The organism is Polaribacter staleyi (assembly GCF_038024045.1).
GTDB lineage: Bacteria > Bacteroidota > Bacteroidia > Flavobacteriales > Flavobacteriaceae > Polaribacter > Polaribacter butkevichii.
Window position 1 is genome coordinate 370,947 of record NZ_CP150665.1, and the last position, 16,436, is coordinate 387,382.

Here is a 16,436-nt window from a genome sequence, read left to right on the forward strand (position 1 = left end):
GAAACAAAAAGAGCTTTTTTAGAATTTAAAATTGAGATTGTTGCTGACTTTGATGGTTTTTAGCTGGTCTTAAATCTACAGAAACATCCATAGTACTTTTACCTGTACTATAAATTACACCTTTTAATGGAGGTACATCATAATAATCTCTACCATGTGCAACTACAATGTGTTGATTTTTTGGTATTTGATTGTTGGTTGGGTCAAAATCTACCCAACCCAAAGTAGGTATAAATACAGAAAACCAAGCATGAGAAGCATCTGTACCAATCAATTTTTCTTTACCTTCTGGAGCTACTGTTTCTATATAACCACTAACATATCTTGCAGGTAAGCCCATAGACCTAACACAAGCAATGGCAATTTGCGCAAAATCTTGGCAAACACCTTTTTTCTCTTTCATTACTTCTTTTAAAGGCGTTGCTATGTTTGTAAAACCAGCAACAAAATCAAAATCAGTAAAAATACGTTGCATTAATTCATAAGAAGCCTCGTATAAAGATCTTTCTGGTTTAAAAGAAACCAATGCATAATCTTTAATTACAGTACTCATATCAGAAATTAAAGGAGAGACTAATACAAATTGTCTTGCTTCAATAATGTCTGGTTGTATTCCTTTTAATAATTTTAAAGATTCTTCAACAGTTACTTTTTTTCCTTCCACCAAATTTTCTCCTTCTATCTGAAGGTTATAATCTCTAATTACTTTACTACGTGCAATAACAACTAATTCTTCGTGATTTTGTTGTATAGAAAACCTTGTAACAGTATTACCAAAAAAGTCTAGTCTTTCTGAAATGTCTGTAGGAGTTGGACTTATTTCTAATGCGTATTCTAAAACAGTTTGTCCTTTAAAAGTTTTGGGCTTTAAGGTGGTTATGTTATGACAAAACGAAGCTCCGTTTTCATAACTATATTTTGTTTTATGCCAAAGATCAAAAATCATATTAATTAGAAATTTTTCTATCTACCAACTGTTTCTGTTGTTGAGAGTGGTTAAAGTAAGTGTCTGAAACGGACAACGAAGTAGTATTTAATAAATCGCTTAAATCAGATAATAATTCATCTAAATTTTTACGCATATTAGAAGTTTCATCAATTTCTAAAATTTCTTTTAGCGATAAGCTTTGTATTTTAGTAATTACTGTATCAATATTTTTCTGACAAGCGGTCATTTCTAAAGATGCATTTGCTTTTGGTAATCTATCAATATCTTTTTTAATTCGATGTACTTGATACATTAAAGATCTAGAATACTCTTTATCTAAAAGTAATAATTTTAGTACATTTTCTATACTTAAATAAGATTTGTAACTGTATCTGTAAATATTTAAACTCTCATGACTATTTAAAAGTGATTCTAAAATTTCGTATTCTAATTCTTCATTATAATTTACAATGATTAAAGATCTAAATTTTTCGATGGTCATAGAAGCTTGCTCTATCTGCAAACCGATAAAGTAGAGTAGGAGTCCTTGTCTTACTAAAATACTTTCTTCTGATAAAGCCATAAAAGCAATAAGTCTGGTAATAATTTTATCAAAGAATTTAGATAAAGTACTAGCAGAGTAACTTTCTTCTTCTTTTAATTTGACCAATTGTTTCTGAATTCCATCAAAAACTCTCCACATATCTTTAGACCACAAGTTTCTTAAAGAATAATAAGAGTTGTTAAAGCTTTGCATAGACTGTGCAAAACCACCAATTCTTTGGTTATCTAAAGTAAGTGCTTTAATTTCTTTTAGCGGATTTTTTAAAGCTTCTTCTGCTTTTTCTCCTGTAAAACCAGGAAAAGTAGATGTTATATTGGTAATAGATTGAAATAATATTTTTAAACTTTCTGATTCTGATTTTCGATCATTGTTGTATTGTACATGTGTCATTTGGTTTAAAACCATTCTTAAATACCTTGCAGTAAACAACGTTCTACCTAAATATCTACCAGACCAATACAAGTTTTCTGCGGTATTACTTGGCACATCATTAATGCTTTCTGTGTGGTTAGAGGTTGTTTTGTTCCAAGAATAGTTTTGCAGATAATTTTGTTTTTTATCAGAAACAATCCAAAAATCTTTACTAGTTCCTCCACGTTGGTTAGAAACAAATAGTTCTTCTCGTTCTGCAGCAACTCTAACCAAACCACCTGGCATTATGCTATAACCATCTTGTTTAGCAATAGAAAAAGTTCTACATAAAATTTTACGTGGTTCTAATTTTTCTCCCACAAAGTTAGGAGCTGTAGAAAAGGATATTTTTTCTTGAGCAACAAATCTATTCGGATTTTCTAAAATCTCTGCTTTTAAATCTTTTAGTTCTTCCTTACTTAAAAATTCACAGAAATAAATATGTTCTCTATGCGATCTGTCTATTCTTTTTACCACATAAGAAGGCAGGTCTTCTAGTACATGTTTTCGTTCTTTTTCTTGTCCGCACCACCACGAAGCAATTTGTGGTAAAATCAATTTTTCTTTTAAGAAGAATTCACAGATGTTTTCCATAAATGGGATGAGGGCAGGGTTTTCTAAAATACCACTTCCAATAGGGTTTACGATGGCAACATTTTGTAAACGAACTACTTCTAATAAACCTGCCACTCCTAAATAAGAATCTTCCTTTAATTCTAAAGGATCCATAAAATTATCATCTACACGTCTTAAAATAACATCAACTTGTTTTAATCCTTTTAAAGATTTTAACCAAACTTTACCGTGTCTTACCACTAAATCATTTCCTTTGACCAAAGGATGCCCTAAAAATGAAGATAAAAAGGAATGTTCAAAATAAGTTTCATTATGTGGCCCTGGTGTTAAAATAACCACCATTGGATTTTCTTTATTCGACGGAGCAACATTCAACAATAATTTATTAAAATCATTAAAGAAAGTAGAGGGTTGTTTTACATTGATATTGTTAAATATCTCAGGAATAATTTTACTTGTAGAAAATCTGTTTTCTAAAGCATATCCCATACCAGAAGGCGCTTGTGTTCTATCATTTACAACCCACATTCTACCATCTGGACCTCTTGCTAAATCTACGGCATGTACCAGTAATTGTTTTGCTGTTTTATATTCTATTTGATCACAAGAACGTAAAAAACCTCTGTGTGCATAAATTACTTCTGGCGGAATAATTCCATTTTTAAGCAATTCACGTTTTCCGTATAAATCTTTTAAAATTAGGTTTAAAAGCTCAGATCTTTGTTGAATTCCTTTTTCAACTTCTGTCCATTCTTTTTGATGAATTATAAACGGTACTACATTTAAATTCCAAGGTCTATTTAATCCTTTAGGATCATTATATACATTGTAAGTAACACCGTTTTCTGCTAAAAGCCAATCTATATCAGCTTGTTTAGAAGCTAATTCTTTGGGACCAATTTTTTGTAAATTGTCTAATAAAATTTTCCAATCCGATTTTTCGTCCATCTTAGAGATTAATAATTCGTCATATTTCGTTTTATTTAAAAAATAATCATATAAAATTGTCTTCTCAACTTTCTTGTCTTCTATCATCATAATTCACACTACCTATAAAAACTTCCTTACTTTTTTCTTAAATCTAAGGTATAAGGAAATTCAAAATTAACTGGCAATTCTTTAAACTTAAATCGTTTAGAGCTGCTATTTGGTTCTACACTTCTACTTGTGCTTTCAGTATTTGGGTTGATACTTTCTACAGGGTCAATTTCACCTTGTGTATGTCCAAATTCCCAGAAGCGATTAATTCTTCTTGATTCTGCTTCGTAACTATTTACTGGATATTCATCATAAGATCTACCACCTGGATGTGCCACAAAATAAGTACAACCACCAATAGAACGTTTGTTCCAGGTATCTACAATATCAAAAACAAGAGGTGTATCTACAGGAATTGTTGGGTGCAAAGCAGAAAACGGATCCCAAGCTTTATAACGCACACCAGCAACATATTCTCCATAAACACCTGTACTATTTAATTGTACTTTAACTCCGTTACAACTTAATACAAAACGATCTTCGTTAAAATTAGAAACTTTAACTTGTAATCTTTCTAGTGATGAATCTACATATCTTGCAGTTCCTCCACCGGTCATTTCTTCTCCTAAAACATTCCAAGGTTCTATACCAGCTCTTAATTCTAAATGAATATTATTAATATCTACCATTCCATGAAGTGGGAATCTAAACTCAAAAAACGGATCGAACCAATCTTCTTTAAAGTCGTAACCCGCTTTATTTAATTGGTCTACAATGTCTTTAATATCTTCTCTTACATAATGCTCTATTAAGAATTTATCATGTAATTCTGTTCCCCAGCGGACTAAATTATGTTCATAAGGTTTTTTCCAGAACCAAGCTACTAAAGTTCTAACCAATAGCATTTGTACCAAACTCATTTTTGGATGCGGAGGCATATCAAAACCACGCAACTCTAAGATACCTAATCTTCCGGAAGAAGAATCTGGTGAGTATAATTTATCAATACAAAATTCTGCTCTATGTGTATTACCCGTTAAATCGGTTAATAAATGTCTAAACAATCTATCGGTTAACCAAAAAGGAACTTCTTCGTCTTTCGGTATTTGGTTAAACGCAATTTCTAATTCGTATAAGTTGTCTAAACGCGCTTCATCTACTCTTGGCGCCTGACTTGTTGGTCCTACAAAAGAACCAGAGAATAAATATGTTAATCCCGGGTGATGTTGCCAAAAAGTTAACAAACTACGTAACAAACTTGGTTTACGTAATAAAGGACTGTCTGCAGGACTTGTACCTCCTAAAGTAACGTGATTTCCACCACCAGTTCCTGTATGTTTACCATCTAGCATAAACTTTTCTGTGCCTAATCTTGCTTTTTTAGCCTCGTTGTAAAACGTAAATGTGTTTTTACATAAGTCTTCCCAATTAGTAACAGGGTGTACGTTTACTTCTATAACAGCAGGATCTGGCGTTATTTTTAGAGATTCTAATCTGTTATCTTTTGGAGGTTCGTAACCTTCCATAATAACAGGTACATTTAATTCTCTTGCTGTAATTTCTATAGCAGCAATTAAATCTAAAAACATTTCTGCCGTTTCTAGAGGCGGTAAAAATAGATACAATTTACCTTCTCTAATTTCTGCACAAAGTGCAGTACGTACAAAATAGTTTGGTTGGTTGGTTTCTAATCCGAAGTCTAAAAACTCTTGGTATCTTTTTTTAACAATGTTTTTAAAACTCGGTAAGCGTTTCTTTTTAGAAAATAAATCGGGTTCATAAATAGGAAAAACCTCATGTTCTGGTTTTTCCATTAATGAATCTAAAGGCAATCTTAATCCCATAGGAGAATTCCCTGGAGTTAAAAAGATATGTTGTCTTCTAAAAGTCCAAGCACTGGTAAACCATTTATCTTCTGTTTTATTTAAAGGAAGTAAATACCCAACCGGTGTAGAGGCTCCTTTTTCGTAAATTTCTTGTAATTTTTTACGTGCTAAAGAACCGTCTTTGTCCTTTGCAGGATCTATGTCTACAGGTAAATTTCCTTGTTCCCATAAATGATAAAAAGGATCTTCGTAACCTGGTAAAATATGTTCTGTAGAAACACGTAAATATTTGGTAAGTGTTTCTAAAAATAATTTATCAGAATTTTCTGGAACAATAGGATTACTTGCATAACTAGATAAATATTTTTTGTTATACCAAATTGGTCTTCCATCTTTACGCCAACAAATTTCTATTTGCCATCTTGGTAAAGGTTCTCCAGGATACCATTTTCCTTGTGCGTGATGTAAAACGGCTCCATTCCCAAATTTGTCGTACAATCCTTTTGTTAAATCACCTGCTAATTTTCTTTTGTTTGGACCGTCTGCAGTGGTGTTCCACTCATCAGATTCTAAATCATCAATAGAAATAAAGGTAGGTTCGCCACCCATTGTTAATCTTACGTCCCCTTTTTCTAATTGCTTTTCTACTTTATGACCAAGTTTGTCTACAGCTTTCCATTGTTCATCTGTATATGGCTTTGTAACTCTTGGAGATTCTAAAATTCGGGTTACTTTATTTTCAAAAAAGAATTCAGTTTCACACTTATCAGTCATTCCAGAAACTGGCGCAGCACTTTCAAAAGAAGGAGTACAGGCTAACGGAATATGACCTTCACTAGCCAAAAGACCAGAAGTAGCGTCAAAACCAATCCAACCAGCACCTGGCAAATAAACTTCTGCCCAAGCGTGTAAGTCTGTAAAATCTTCTTCAGGACCAGAAGGACCATCTAACGACTTTTCATCAGATTTTAATTGCACTAAATATCCAGAAACAAAACGTGCTCCAAAACCTAAGTGTCGTAAAGTTTGCACAAATAACCATGCATAATCTCTACAAGACCCATTTTTCTGATTCAAAGTTTCTTCACAACTCTGAACACCCGGATCCATTCTAATATTATAATTTAAAAATTCATAAATTTTCTGATTGATATCAATTAGAAAATAAATGGTTTTTCTTGGTGTATAATCTATTGTTTTTATAAATTCTTCTAATAATTTGCCTTTATCTGTAATTTCTAAATAAGGCTGTAATTCTTTTTTTACAGTTTCTGTATATTCAAAAGGATACTCTTCTGCATATTCTTCAATAAAGAAATCAAAAGGGTTTATGGTTTTTAAATCTGCTATAATTTCAACATCAATAGACATTTCATCCGTTTTCTCAGGAAAAACCAAACGAGCAACATAATTACCAAAAGGGTCTTGTTGCCAGTTAAAGAATTGTTCTTCTGGCGTAATCTTAATTGAGTAAGATTCTATTGGTGTTCTAGAGTGTGGAGCAGGTCTTAGTCTAAAAATATGAGGAGATAAGGATACTTTTCTATCATACTTATAAGTAGTCTTGTGTGATATTACGATTTTTAATGCCATATATACAGATATTATGAGTGCAAATTAGCGAGTTAATTTTAGATAACTTTTTTTAAATAAAGCGAAAAAAAACGCGGACAAATTTAAGTATTTATTATTCCAAATCGGCTTAACTTTTTTAATAAAATTGAGTCTTAACTGGCTTCTTTATAAATAATAATTCTATTTTTAGTATCGTTTTATTTGTGTTTTATTTTTTATAAATTTAATAATAAAACTACGTAAAACCTTCATTAATTATGATATATTTTGAAGTTTAATTGTCAAAATAATAATATTTTCACTAATTAAATAATAAAATGGTAATTTAACTATTTAGAGCTCTTTTATCAAAAACAACTAATTTAAGAATATGTAAAGGTAAAAGTTGCTTTTTTGTTCAAAATAGTTTGTTGGTATTTAGGCAGGTAAGTCTTCTGAATTTTTATTTTAAATTGGTTTTCTTCAAAGTTTAAAGTTAGCAAAATTGGTTTTAAAAAAGGGTTACACAAGTATTTATAATGAATTGCTACTTATTTAACTTAAATTAGCCGTATTAATTATTTAGATAGCTTTTTTAATTTATTCGAATTTTAAAGAATTCAAGTTTTCTCCATCTTTTAATAAACAATGTCCGTATTATAATTTTAAATTATAACATAGCTTGTAAGTAATATTACTTACTTGTTTTTATGAGTTTAAAGATATACTGATTCATCATTTTAAATTAAAAAACACACACTATCAAAAACCCAAAATTTTCAAGAGACATTCATCCGGATTTTTCTAAAACCCTAAGAAAAAGAGTTAATACTTATTTTAAAACACATAAAAAAAGTAGAAAAGCCAATACTAACATGGTGCTAAAAACTTTTTTTATGATGAGTTTATTTTTTATTCCATTGTTAACACTCGCATCGGGATCTATAAATTCGGTTTGGTTACTTTTTTTATTATATATTTTAAGCGGATTAGGAATGGCAGGTATTGGTATGTGTGTAATGCACGATGCTATACATGGTTCTTATTCTAAAAACAAAACTATCAATACCCTTTTAGGATATAGTTTAAATATGATAGGAGCCAATGATACCGTTTGGAAAATTCAACACAATATATTACATCACACTTATACAAACATAGAGCACGCAGATGACGATTTAAATGCGCCTTTCTTTTTAAGATTTTGTCCCCATGCAAAACATTATTGGGTACATCAATTTCAGCATATTTATATCTGGTTTTTTTATAGTTTATCTACCGTATCTTGGATTACTACAAAAGATTTTGTGCGTTTAAAGCACTTTAGAGGAAAAGGGTTTTTAAATAAAAAAAACGAATATAACAATGCATTAGCAAGTATGACTGGTTGGAAATTGTTGTATTATTTGTATGCATTAGTATTGCCTATGATAATGTTGCCTTTTTCTTGGGGACTTATTTTAGTGGCTTTTTTAAGTATGCATTTTATTACAGGGCTATTGATAAGTGTTGTTTTTCAAATTGCTCATATTATGCCAACAAATGAATTTCCTTTACCGGATTCAGAAGGAGATATGAATAATAATTGGTATGCTCATCAATTTGCAACCACTACTAATTTCTCTCCAAAAAGCAAACTATTATTTTGGTTGATTGGCGGTTTAAATTATCAAATAGAACATCATATATTACCAGATGTTTGCCATGTACATTATAAAGATTTAACCAAAATTGTATCAGAAACCGCTTTAGAATTTGGGATGCCTTATCATGTTAAAAAATCTTTTTTCCATGCCGTTAAAGACCATACAAAAATGTTACGTTCTTTAGGTAAAAAAGAAATGGCATAATTTACTTTTTCTTTTAAGAATACTAATTTTAGAATACATTTCGTTGGTATTTTTTTTAATAAATTCTGATTTTAACAATTAAAAAACATTAAATAGTTTTTTAATTGAAGCCCGTTATACCTAAAAACACACTTCATTTTAGGTATAATATAACAGGCCTTTCTTTTTTCATTTATAATTTTATAATAAAAAATAAAAATAATACGCTTTTATTTTTTTAAACAATTTACCTTTTCTAGCTTATTTGTAAATATGTAAGATACAATTACATAGCTAAAAAATCAATTTCAATACTTTTTATATCCTTAAAATATTCCACTTCTTTTAAATGTCTAATAACATGACAACTATCATAGAATAAAATCGATATGTGCTCTAAATTTGAAGGAAATTAAATCATTGAAGTTATGAATATTTCACATATTGAGCATTTAGGTATTGCAGTTGATAATTTAGAAGAATCAATAAAATACTATGAAGAAGTTTTAGGGTTTAAATGTTATTCTATAGAAGAGGTTGCTGACCAAAAGGTTAAGACAGCCTTTTTTTTGGTAGGTAATACAAAAATAGAGCTATTAGAGAGTACCTCTCCAGATGGCCCTATAGGTAAGTTTATAGAAAAAAAAGGCCCCGGTATTCATCATATTGCTTTTGCAGTACCCAATGCAACAGAAGCGTTAAAAACTGCAGAAGAACGAGGTGTGCGATTAATTGATAAAGTTTCTAGAAAAGGAGCAGAAGGATTAAATATTGGTTTCTTACATCCAAAATCTACACTAGGAGTACTTACAGAACTTTGTTCTAAAGAATAATTGATAAGTAAAACACATATATAATAATGGCAAATCAAGATAAAATTAATGAGCTCATAGAAAAAAGAGCAGAGGCTAAAATGGGAGGAGGAGAAAAACGAATCGACTCTCAACATGCCAAAGGTAAATTAACAGCGCGCGAACGTATTGATATTCTTTTAGACGAAGATAGTTTTGAGGAGTTTGATATGTTTGTAACTCACAGAACAAAATCTTTTGGGTTGGATAAACAAATTTATCTTTCTGATGGTGTTGTTACAGGACATGGTACTATTGATGGAAGGATTGTTTATGTCTTTGCACAAGATTTTACCGTATTTGGTGGTTCTTTGTCTGAAACCTATGCCTTAAAAATATGTAAGGTAATGGATATGGCTATGAAAATAGGAGTACCTGTTATTGGATTAAATGATTCTGGTGGAGCGCGTATTCAGGAAGGGGTAAGATCTTTAGCTGGTTATGCAGAGATTTTTCAAAGAAACATTATGGCATCTGGGGTAATTCCTCAAATTTCTTCAATTTTAGGACCTTGTGCTGGTGGGGCAGTTTATTCTCCGGCATTAACAGATTTTACTATTATGACAGAAGAAACAAGTTATATGTTTGTTACTGGGCCTAAAGTAGTAAAATCGGTTACAGGAGAGATTGTAACTGCAGAAGAACTTGGGGGTGCTAAAATTCATTCTACAAGATCTGGTGTTTCTCACTTTTTAGCTACCAGTGATGAAGAAAACTTATTATTAGTACGTAAATTATTAAGTTATTTACCATCAAATAATTTAGAAGAAGCGCCAATACTTCCTTGTAGTGATCCTATAGATCGATTAGAAGATGCTTTAAATGAAATAATTCCAGAAAACCCTAACCAACCATATGATATTGTTGATGTTATATCAATACTTGCAGATAACGGAGAGTTTACAGAGGTGCATAGAAATTATGCAAGAAATATTTGTGTAGGTTTTGCTAGATTTAATGGTCGTCCGGTTGGTATTGTTGCCAATCAACCTAAATATTATGCAGGTGTTTTAGATATTGATGCTTCTAGAAAAGCGGCTCGTTTTGTACGTTTTTGTGATGCTTTTAATATTGCCATTGTAACTCTTGTAGATGTTCCAGGGTTCTTACCCGGTACAGGTCAAGAATATGGAGGAATTATCTTACACGGAGCAAAATTATTGTTTGCTTATGGAGAGGCAACTGTGCCAAAAGTAACCATTACTTTACGTAAATCTTATGGTGGTGCGCACGATGTTATGAGTTGTAAGCAATTAAGAGGTGATGTAAATTATGCATGGCCAACTGCAGAAATTGCAGTAATGGGAGCTAAGGGAGCTGTGGAAGTATTAGAGGGATCTAATATTAGAAAAATTGAAGATGCCGAAGAAAAACTAGAGTACATTCAGAAAAAAGAAGATGAATATACAGAAAAGTTTGCCAACCCTTACATGGCAGCAAAATATGGGTTTATTGATGATGTAATTGAGCCAAGAAACACCCGTTTCAGAATTATTAGAGCTTTAGAATTACTTCAAAATAAAAAAGATGTAAATCCTCCTAAAAAACACTCAAATATTCCATTATAATGACATATTTAATATTAAATACAGACACAATAAGTGAAGGTTACGTTATCTTATTTACTGGATTATTCATTGTTTTTAGTGCGTTAGTAACACTAGCACTTGTTTTTAATTATGGATTGCCTGTAATGCTTTATGTGTATAAAATAATTACAAAAGGTAAAGACAAAAAGGTTAGTGAAATTAAAATTAAAAAAGATAGCAATTTCACAGGAGAAATTTCTGCGGTTATTGGGGCTGCCGTTCATATGTATACAAGTGAACAGCATGATCATGAAAGCGCAATTTTAACCATTAAGCAAGTTAAAAAAACTTATTCACCTTGGAGTTCTAAAATTTACGGAATTCAAAATAGATTATAACAAATGAAAAGCTATAAATTTAAAGTAAACGATAACGGTTATACCGTTAATATAAAATCGCATGAAGACAATATTATTAACTTAGAAGTTAATGGTACTTTATATGAGGTAAAAATGAAAGAGGAGGTTAAAAAATCTAAAACTCCTACTTTAGTTCGTGCAGCATCTCAAAGACCTGCAGAACCTTTAAAAGTAAATCCGAAATCTCAAAAAACAAGAATTGTAGCTCCAATTCCTGGAGTTGTATTATCTATCGATGTTAAAGTTGGCGATACACTTAAAGTAGGGGATAGAATGCTTGTTTTAGAAGCGATGAAAATGGAAAATAGTATTGTTTGTGAAAAAGCAGGTACTATTACAGCCATAAAAATTAGTGTTGGTCAGCAAGTATTGCATGATGAATTAATGATAGAACTAGAATAAAATACAAAACATGAAAAAAGTAATTTTAATATTTTGTGTTCTATCGTTATTGATCTTTATTAGACCAGTATTAGGTTTTGACACAAATTCGACCACAGACACCTTAAGTGGCGATACCGTTGCTACAACACAAGTAGATCAGGTATCGCAACAAGATGGTGTTTTTGAAGGAGCTTTTAAAGGGATTAAAACATTTTATGGCTATACCGGTTTTGCAAATGCAACATCAGGTAATTTAGTAATGATTATCATCGGAATTATATTTATCTATTTAGGTATTAAATATGATTACGAACCCTTATTACTAATACCTATTGGTGCAGGTGTAATTATAGGAAATATTCCTTTTGTAGCCGGAAATCAAACAGGTATTTATGAAACAGGATCTGTATTAAATTTCCTTTATTTTGGGGTGGTAAAAGGAGTTTATCCGCCTTTAATCTTCTTAGGAATTGGAGCAATGACAGATTTTTCATCTTTAATTGCAAATCCAAAATTAATGCTTTTAGGAGCTGCTGCTCAAATAGGTGTTTTTGCAACTTTTTTAGGAGCACTTTATTTAGGTTTTAATTTGCCAGAAGCAGGTGCAATTGGTATTATTGGTGGTGCAGATGGACCAACAGCCATTTTCCTTTCTTCTAAATTAGCCAATGGTGTTAACGTATTAGCAGATGGTACAACAGTAAAAAACCTAATTGGGCCTATTGCAATTGCAGCGTATTCTTATATGGCATTGGTGCCTGTAATTCAACCTCCTTTAATGAGAATGCTAATTTCTAAAGAGGATAGAAAAATTAAAATGAAACCACCAAGAGCTGTTACACAAAAAGAAAAAATGATTTTTCCTGTGGTGGCTTTAATTTTAACAACTTTTATTTCTCCTAGTGCATTACCATTATTAGGTATGTTATTCTTTGGTAATTTACTTAAAGAGTCTGGAAGAACAGAAAGATTAGCAGATACAGCAAGAACTAAATTAATAGATATTGTAACTATTTTATTAGGGGTAACAGTAGGTGCTTCTACACAAGCAGATATCTTTATTACAAAAGATTCTTTATTAATATTTGGTTTAGGTGCTATATCATTTGTAATTGCCACTTGCGGAGGTTTATTATTTGCAAGATTTATGAATAGATTCTTAAAAGGCGATAATAAAATTAACCCATTAATTGGTGCAGCAGGAGTATCTGCAGTACCAGATAGTGCTAGAGTTGTACATACAGAAGGATTAAAATATGATTCCAGTAATTACTTATTAATGCACGCTATGGCCCCAAATGTAGCTGGTGTTATTGGGTCTGCAATTGCTGCGGGGATTATACTAAGTTTCTTAGGTTAAACAGAGGTTCTTTTAAGTATTTAAATGAACAAAACAACAATTTTTAAATTTTGATAAAAATGAAAATACCAAATAAAATGACAGCAGATGAGGCTGTTAAATTAATCAAATCTAACGATAGAGTTTTAATACAAGGAGGTTCTGCAACACCACAAGCATTAATTAATGCCATGGTTAAAAGAGCACCAGAATTAAGAAATGTTGAACTTGTTCATTTACATACAGAAGGAGCTTGTGGATACACTGCTCCAGAATTAAGAGAAAGTTTTCATACCAATGCTTTTTTTATTGGAGGAAACATTCGTAAAATGGTGGGTAATACAGTAGATTATATTCCTGTATTCTTAAGTGAAATACCAAGTTTGTTTCGTCAAGGTTATATGAATTTAGATGTGGTAATGGTAAACGTTTCTCCTCCAGATAAACACGGTTTTTGTTCTTTAGGGGTTTCTGTAGATATTGTTATCTCTGGTATTGAGCAAGGAAAAAAAGTGATTGCTCAAATTAATTCTCGTATGCCACGTACTTTTGGTGATGCTCAAATTCATTTAAAACATTTTGATGCATGCGTAGAAATAGAAGAAGAAATTTACGAAATGAGTTTTGTAGAACCATCAGAAATCGAAAAATCAATAGGTAAAAATATTGCAGAAATTATTGATGATGGAGCTACGCTTCAAATGGGTATTGGAGGGATTCCAAATGCAGTTTTAACATTTTTACATAACCATAAAAATTTAGGTGTACATACAGAAATGTTTTCTGAAGGTGTGGTAGATTTAGTTAAAAACGGAGTGGTAAATGGTTCTAAAAAGAAAACAAATCCGTATAAAATAGTTTCTGGTTTTGCAATGGGAACAAGGCGTTTATATGATTTTATGGATGATAATCCAGAAATTGAAATGAATGATATTGCTTATGTTAATGATACTTCTATCATTCGTAAGAATCCAAAAGTAACTGCAATTAACTCAGCTATTGAAGTAGATTTAACAGGGCAAATTTGTGCCGATTCTATCGGACAGAGAATGTTTTCTGGTGTTGGTGGTCAAATGGATTTTATGCGTGGAGCTGCTTTATCTGAAGGAGGAAAACCTATTTGTGCAATTACTTCTACAACAGGTAAAGGTGTTTCTAAAATTACACCCGTTTTAAAAGTAGGTGCCGGTGTAGTAACAACTCGTGCGCATGCAAGGTTTGTAGCTACAGAATATGGTATTGCAGAATTGTTTGGTAGAAACCTAAAACAACGTGCACAAGCTCTTAGAGATATTGCACATCCAGATCATAGAGAAGAATTAGATAAAGCTATTTTTGATAGATTTGGAAGTAGTTTAATGACAAAATAAACATTTTGAATTACAATTCTATAAATTGTACTTTTATGAATTGTAATCTTTTTGATAAAAAAAATAACATATAATGAGCAATAAAAATAAACCACTTTTTTCTGATTTCCCTCCAGTTTCTACTGAGCAGTGGATGGAAAGAGTGCATGTAGATTTAAAGGGAGCTGATTTTGATAAAAAACTAGTTTGGAAAAATCTAACAGGTATTAATTTTCAACCTTGTTACAATCTTGAAAACGAAATTACACAACTTAAAAATACCGGAGAAAATTCTCAATCATTAGTTAATTATAGAAGTATTGCAGCTTGCTGTGGTAAATCAGGAAACGATTTAGCTTTAAAAGCAATAGAAGAAGGTATAAATGGTATCATTTTTCAAATGATAACAAATGTGTCTGTAAAAGAACTTTTAAATGGTATAGATTTAGATAAAATTTCGGTATCATTTAAATTATATAACAATGCAATTACTTTTACTAAAGAATTAGTAGCTTTTGCAAAGGGTAAAAACTTAAAAGGATATATTGATACAGACCTAATTTCTAGTTATGTAACAACTGGTGTTTTTAATGAAAAACTTATAGAAGTTACTGCAGAGTTGGTAAAATTAACAACAGATTTTCCAAACTTTAAAGTACTTACAATTTCTGGAACGGAATATTTAGATTCTGGAGCAAACCAAGTTCAAGAGATTGCTTATACATTAAATTCATTAGTGTTTTTAACAGAAAAACTTACAGAAAAAGGAGTTTCTGTTCAAGCTATTTTCGATAATTTAAATTTCAATCTGGCTATTGGACTAGAGTATTTTGTTGAAATAGGTAAATTTAGAGCATTTAATAATTTGTTAGCAGAAGTAGCTGCCAAATATGCTGTTGCAGAGTTTAAAAATACAATAACTGCAAAAACGTCTATTTGGAGTAAGTCTATTACAGATGCAGAAACCAATTTATTACGTTGTACAACAGAAGCAATGGCGGCAATATTGGGTAATGTAGATGGTGTTTTAATAGATGCTTATGATAAAGAATTTAAAAGTTCTTCTGATTTTTCAAGTAGAATAGCTGGTAATATTACTACTATTTTAAGAGAAGAATCTTACTTTGGTAAAGTTTCAAACCCGGTTGATGGTTCGTATTATATCGAAGAAGTTAGTTCTAAAATAGCAGAAAAAGCTTTAGAATTATTTAAAGAAATAGAAAAAAATGGTGGCTTTTATACGGCTTTCGAAAACGAAACAATTCAACAACAAATTGCAGAAATTCGTTTAAAAAAGTTAAAATTAATAAGTCAACGTAGAACACCTATGGTTGGTATTAATAAGTATCCTAACTTAATGGAAAAAGTGGCTGAAGATTTACTTTCTAAAAAAGAAGATACCACTAACTCTAAAGTATTAACTCCAAGAAGAGCTTCTTTAGAAATAGAAGCAATGCGAAGAGTAACAGAAGAGTTAGTTGCAGAAACAAACGTACGTCCAATTGTACAATTAGCAAGTTATGGTAATTTAAACATGCGTAAAGCAAGAGCAGCTTTTGCGTATGATTTTATTGGTGTAAGTGGTTTTGATGTTCATCAAGAAGAAAGTTTTGCAAGCGCTACAGTGGCTGCTACAGAAAGTGCAAAATCAGAAGCGCAAGTTGTCGTTATTTGTAGTTCAGATCAAGATTACGATGAAACAGCATTAGACTTTGTTAAAACATTTAGAGCTATAAATACAGAAAAAGTATTGTTGTTGGCAGGTGCACCAAAAAACATGGACGAATTAACAGCTGCTGGTTTAGATGGTGTTGTTAATATGAGATCAGATGTATTGGTAACACTTTCAGCGATTCAGAAAAAAGTTCAAAAAATCTTAAAAACCTTAGAAGTATGAA

Annotated in this window: 11 protein-coding genes; 8 read left to right on the plus strand and 3 right to left on the minus strand. The window is 31.2% G+C overall.

Translation table 11 applies throughout. The annotated features are described in order from the left end of the window. Positions 1-25 precede the first annotated feature (25 nt). From WHD07_RS01335 to WHD07_RS01345, 3 genes are read right to left on the minus strand one after another with little or no spacing between them, the layout of a single operon-like run. A complete protein-coding gene (locus WHD07_RS01335) occupies positions 26-946 on the minus strand; it encodes a transglutaminase family protein (protein WP_343329741.1) in 921 nt (306 codons plus the stop codon). Between the two features lies 1 nt (position 947). After that, complete coding sequence (locus WHD07_RS01340; RefSeq protein ID WP_343329742.1) at positions 948-3,518, minus strand: circularly permuted type 2 ATP-grasp protein; 2,571 nt, start codon at positions 3,516-3,518, stop codon at positions 948-950. A gap of 26 nt (positions 3,519-3,544) precedes the next feature. Further along, a complete protein-coding gene (locus WHD07_RS01345; RefSeq protein ID WP_343329743.1) occupies positions 3,545-6,877 on the minus strand; it encodes a transglutaminase family protein in 3,333 nt (1,110 codons plus the stop codon). A gap of 857 nt (positions 6,878-7,734) precedes the next feature. Here WHD07_RS01345 and WHD07_RS01350 point away from each other — a divergent pair. The 8 genes from WHD07_RS01350 (at position 7,735) to WHD07_RS01385 (ending at position 16,435) form a co-directional block, all read left to right on the plus strand. After that, positions 7,735-8,688 carry an acyl-CoA desaturase gene (locus WHD07_RS01350; protein WP_343329744.1) on the plus strand — a complete coding sequence of 318 codons (954 nt, stop codon included), beginning with the start codon at positions 7,735-7,737 and terminating at the stop codon, positions 8,686-8,688. 407 nt (positions 8,689-9,095) lie between these two features. Further along, positions 9,096-9,500 (plus strand): methylmalonyl-CoA epimerase, encoded by a 405-nt coding sequence (gene mce, locus WHD07_RS01355; protein WP_105048524.1) that lies wholly within the window; start codon positions 9,096-9,098, stop codon positions 9,498-9,500. A gap of 26 nt (positions 9,501-9,526) precedes the next feature. Next, the gene (locus WHD07_RS01360; RefSeq protein ID WP_105048525.1) at positions 9,527-11,086 is read left to right on the plus strand and encodes an acyl-CoA carboxylase subunit beta; all 1,560 of its coding nucleotides are present in this window, start codon (positions 9,527-9,529) and stop codon (positions 11,084-11,086) included. Next, on the plus strand, positions 11,086-11,445 hold the full coding sequence (locus WHD07_RS01365) for an OadG family protein (protein WP_105048526.1): 360 nt from the start codon (positions 11,086-11,088) through the stop codon (positions 11,443-11,445). The genes WHD07_RS01360 and WHD07_RS01365 overlap by 1 nt, the downstream gene beginning before the upstream one ends. Positions 11,446-11,448: 3 nt before the next feature. Beyond that, complete coding sequence (locus WHD07_RS01370) at positions 11,449-11,868, plus strand: biotin/lipoyl-containing protein (protein WP_105048527.1); 420 nt, start codon at positions 11,449-11,451, stop codon at positions 11,866-11,868. A gap of 10 nt (positions 11,869-11,878) precedes the next feature. Then, positions 11,879-13,210, plus strand: a complete 1,332-nt coding sequence (locus WHD07_RS01375) for a sodium ion-translocating decarboxylase subunit beta (protein WP_105048528.1) — start codon at positions 11,879-11,881, stop codon at positions 13,208-13,210. A gap of 59 nt (positions 13,211-13,269) precedes the next feature. Next, a complete protein-coding gene (locus WHD07_RS01380) occupies positions 13,270-14,559 on the plus strand; it encodes an acetyl-CoA hydrolase/transferase family protein (protein WP_343329745.1) in 1,290 nt (429 codons plus the stop codon). A gap of 73 nt (positions 14,560-14,632) precedes the next feature. Next, the gene (locus WHD07_RS01385) at positions 14,633-16,435 is read left to right on the plus strand and encodes a methylmalonyl-CoA mutase family protein (RefSeq protein ID WP_343329746.1); all 1,803 of its coding nucleotides are present in this window, start codon (positions 14,633-14,635) and stop codon (positions 16,433-16,435) included. Position 16,436: the final 1 nt, after the last annotated feature.

Excerpts from the sequence above, each read along its gene's own strand:
- WHD07_RS01380 (WP_343329745.1), top strand. The coding sequence starts at position 13,270 with ATGAAAATACCAAATAAAATGACAGCAGATGAGGCTGTTAAATTAATC.
- WHD07_RS01385 (WP_343329746.1), top strand. The coding sequence starts at position 14,633 with ATGAGCAATAAAAATAAACCACTTTTTTCTGATTTCCCTCCAGTTTCT.
- WHD07_RS01360 (WP_105048525.1), top strand. The coding sequence starts at position 9,527 with ATGGCAAATCAAGATAAAATTAATGAGCTCATAGAAAAAAGAGCAGAG.
- WHD07_RS01375 (WP_105048528.1), top strand. The coding sequence starts at position 11,879 with ATGAAAAAAGTAATTTTAATATTTTGTGTTCTATCGTTATTGATCTTT.
- WHD07_RS01340 (WP_343329742.1), bottom strand. The coding sequence starts at position 3,518 with ATGATGATAGAAGACAAGAAAGTTGAGAAGACAATTTTATATGATTAT.
- mce (WP_105048524.1), top strand. The coding sequence starts at position 9,096 with ATGAATATTTCACATATTGAGCATTTAGGTATTGCAGTTGATAATTTA.
- WHD07_RS01345 (WP_343329743.1), bottom strand. The coding sequence starts at position 6,877 with ATGGCATTAAAAATCGTAATATCACACAAGACTACTTATAAGTATGAT.
- WHD07_RS01335 (WP_343329741.1), bottom strand. The coding sequence starts at position 946 with ATGATTTTTGATCTTTGGCATAAAACAAAATATAGTTATGAAAACGGA.
- WHD07_RS01370 (WP_105048527.1), top strand. The coding sequence starts at position 11,449 with ATGAAAAGCTATAAATTTAAAGTAAACGATAACGGTTATACCGTTAAT.
- WHD07_RS01350 (WP_343329744.1), top strand. The coding sequence starts at position 7,735 with ATGATGAGTTTATTTTTTATTCCATTGTTAACACTCGCATCGGGATCT.
- WHD07_RS01365 (WP_105048526.1), top strand. The coding sequence starts at position 11,086 with ATGACATATTTAATATTAAATACAGACACAATAAGTGAAGGTTACGTT.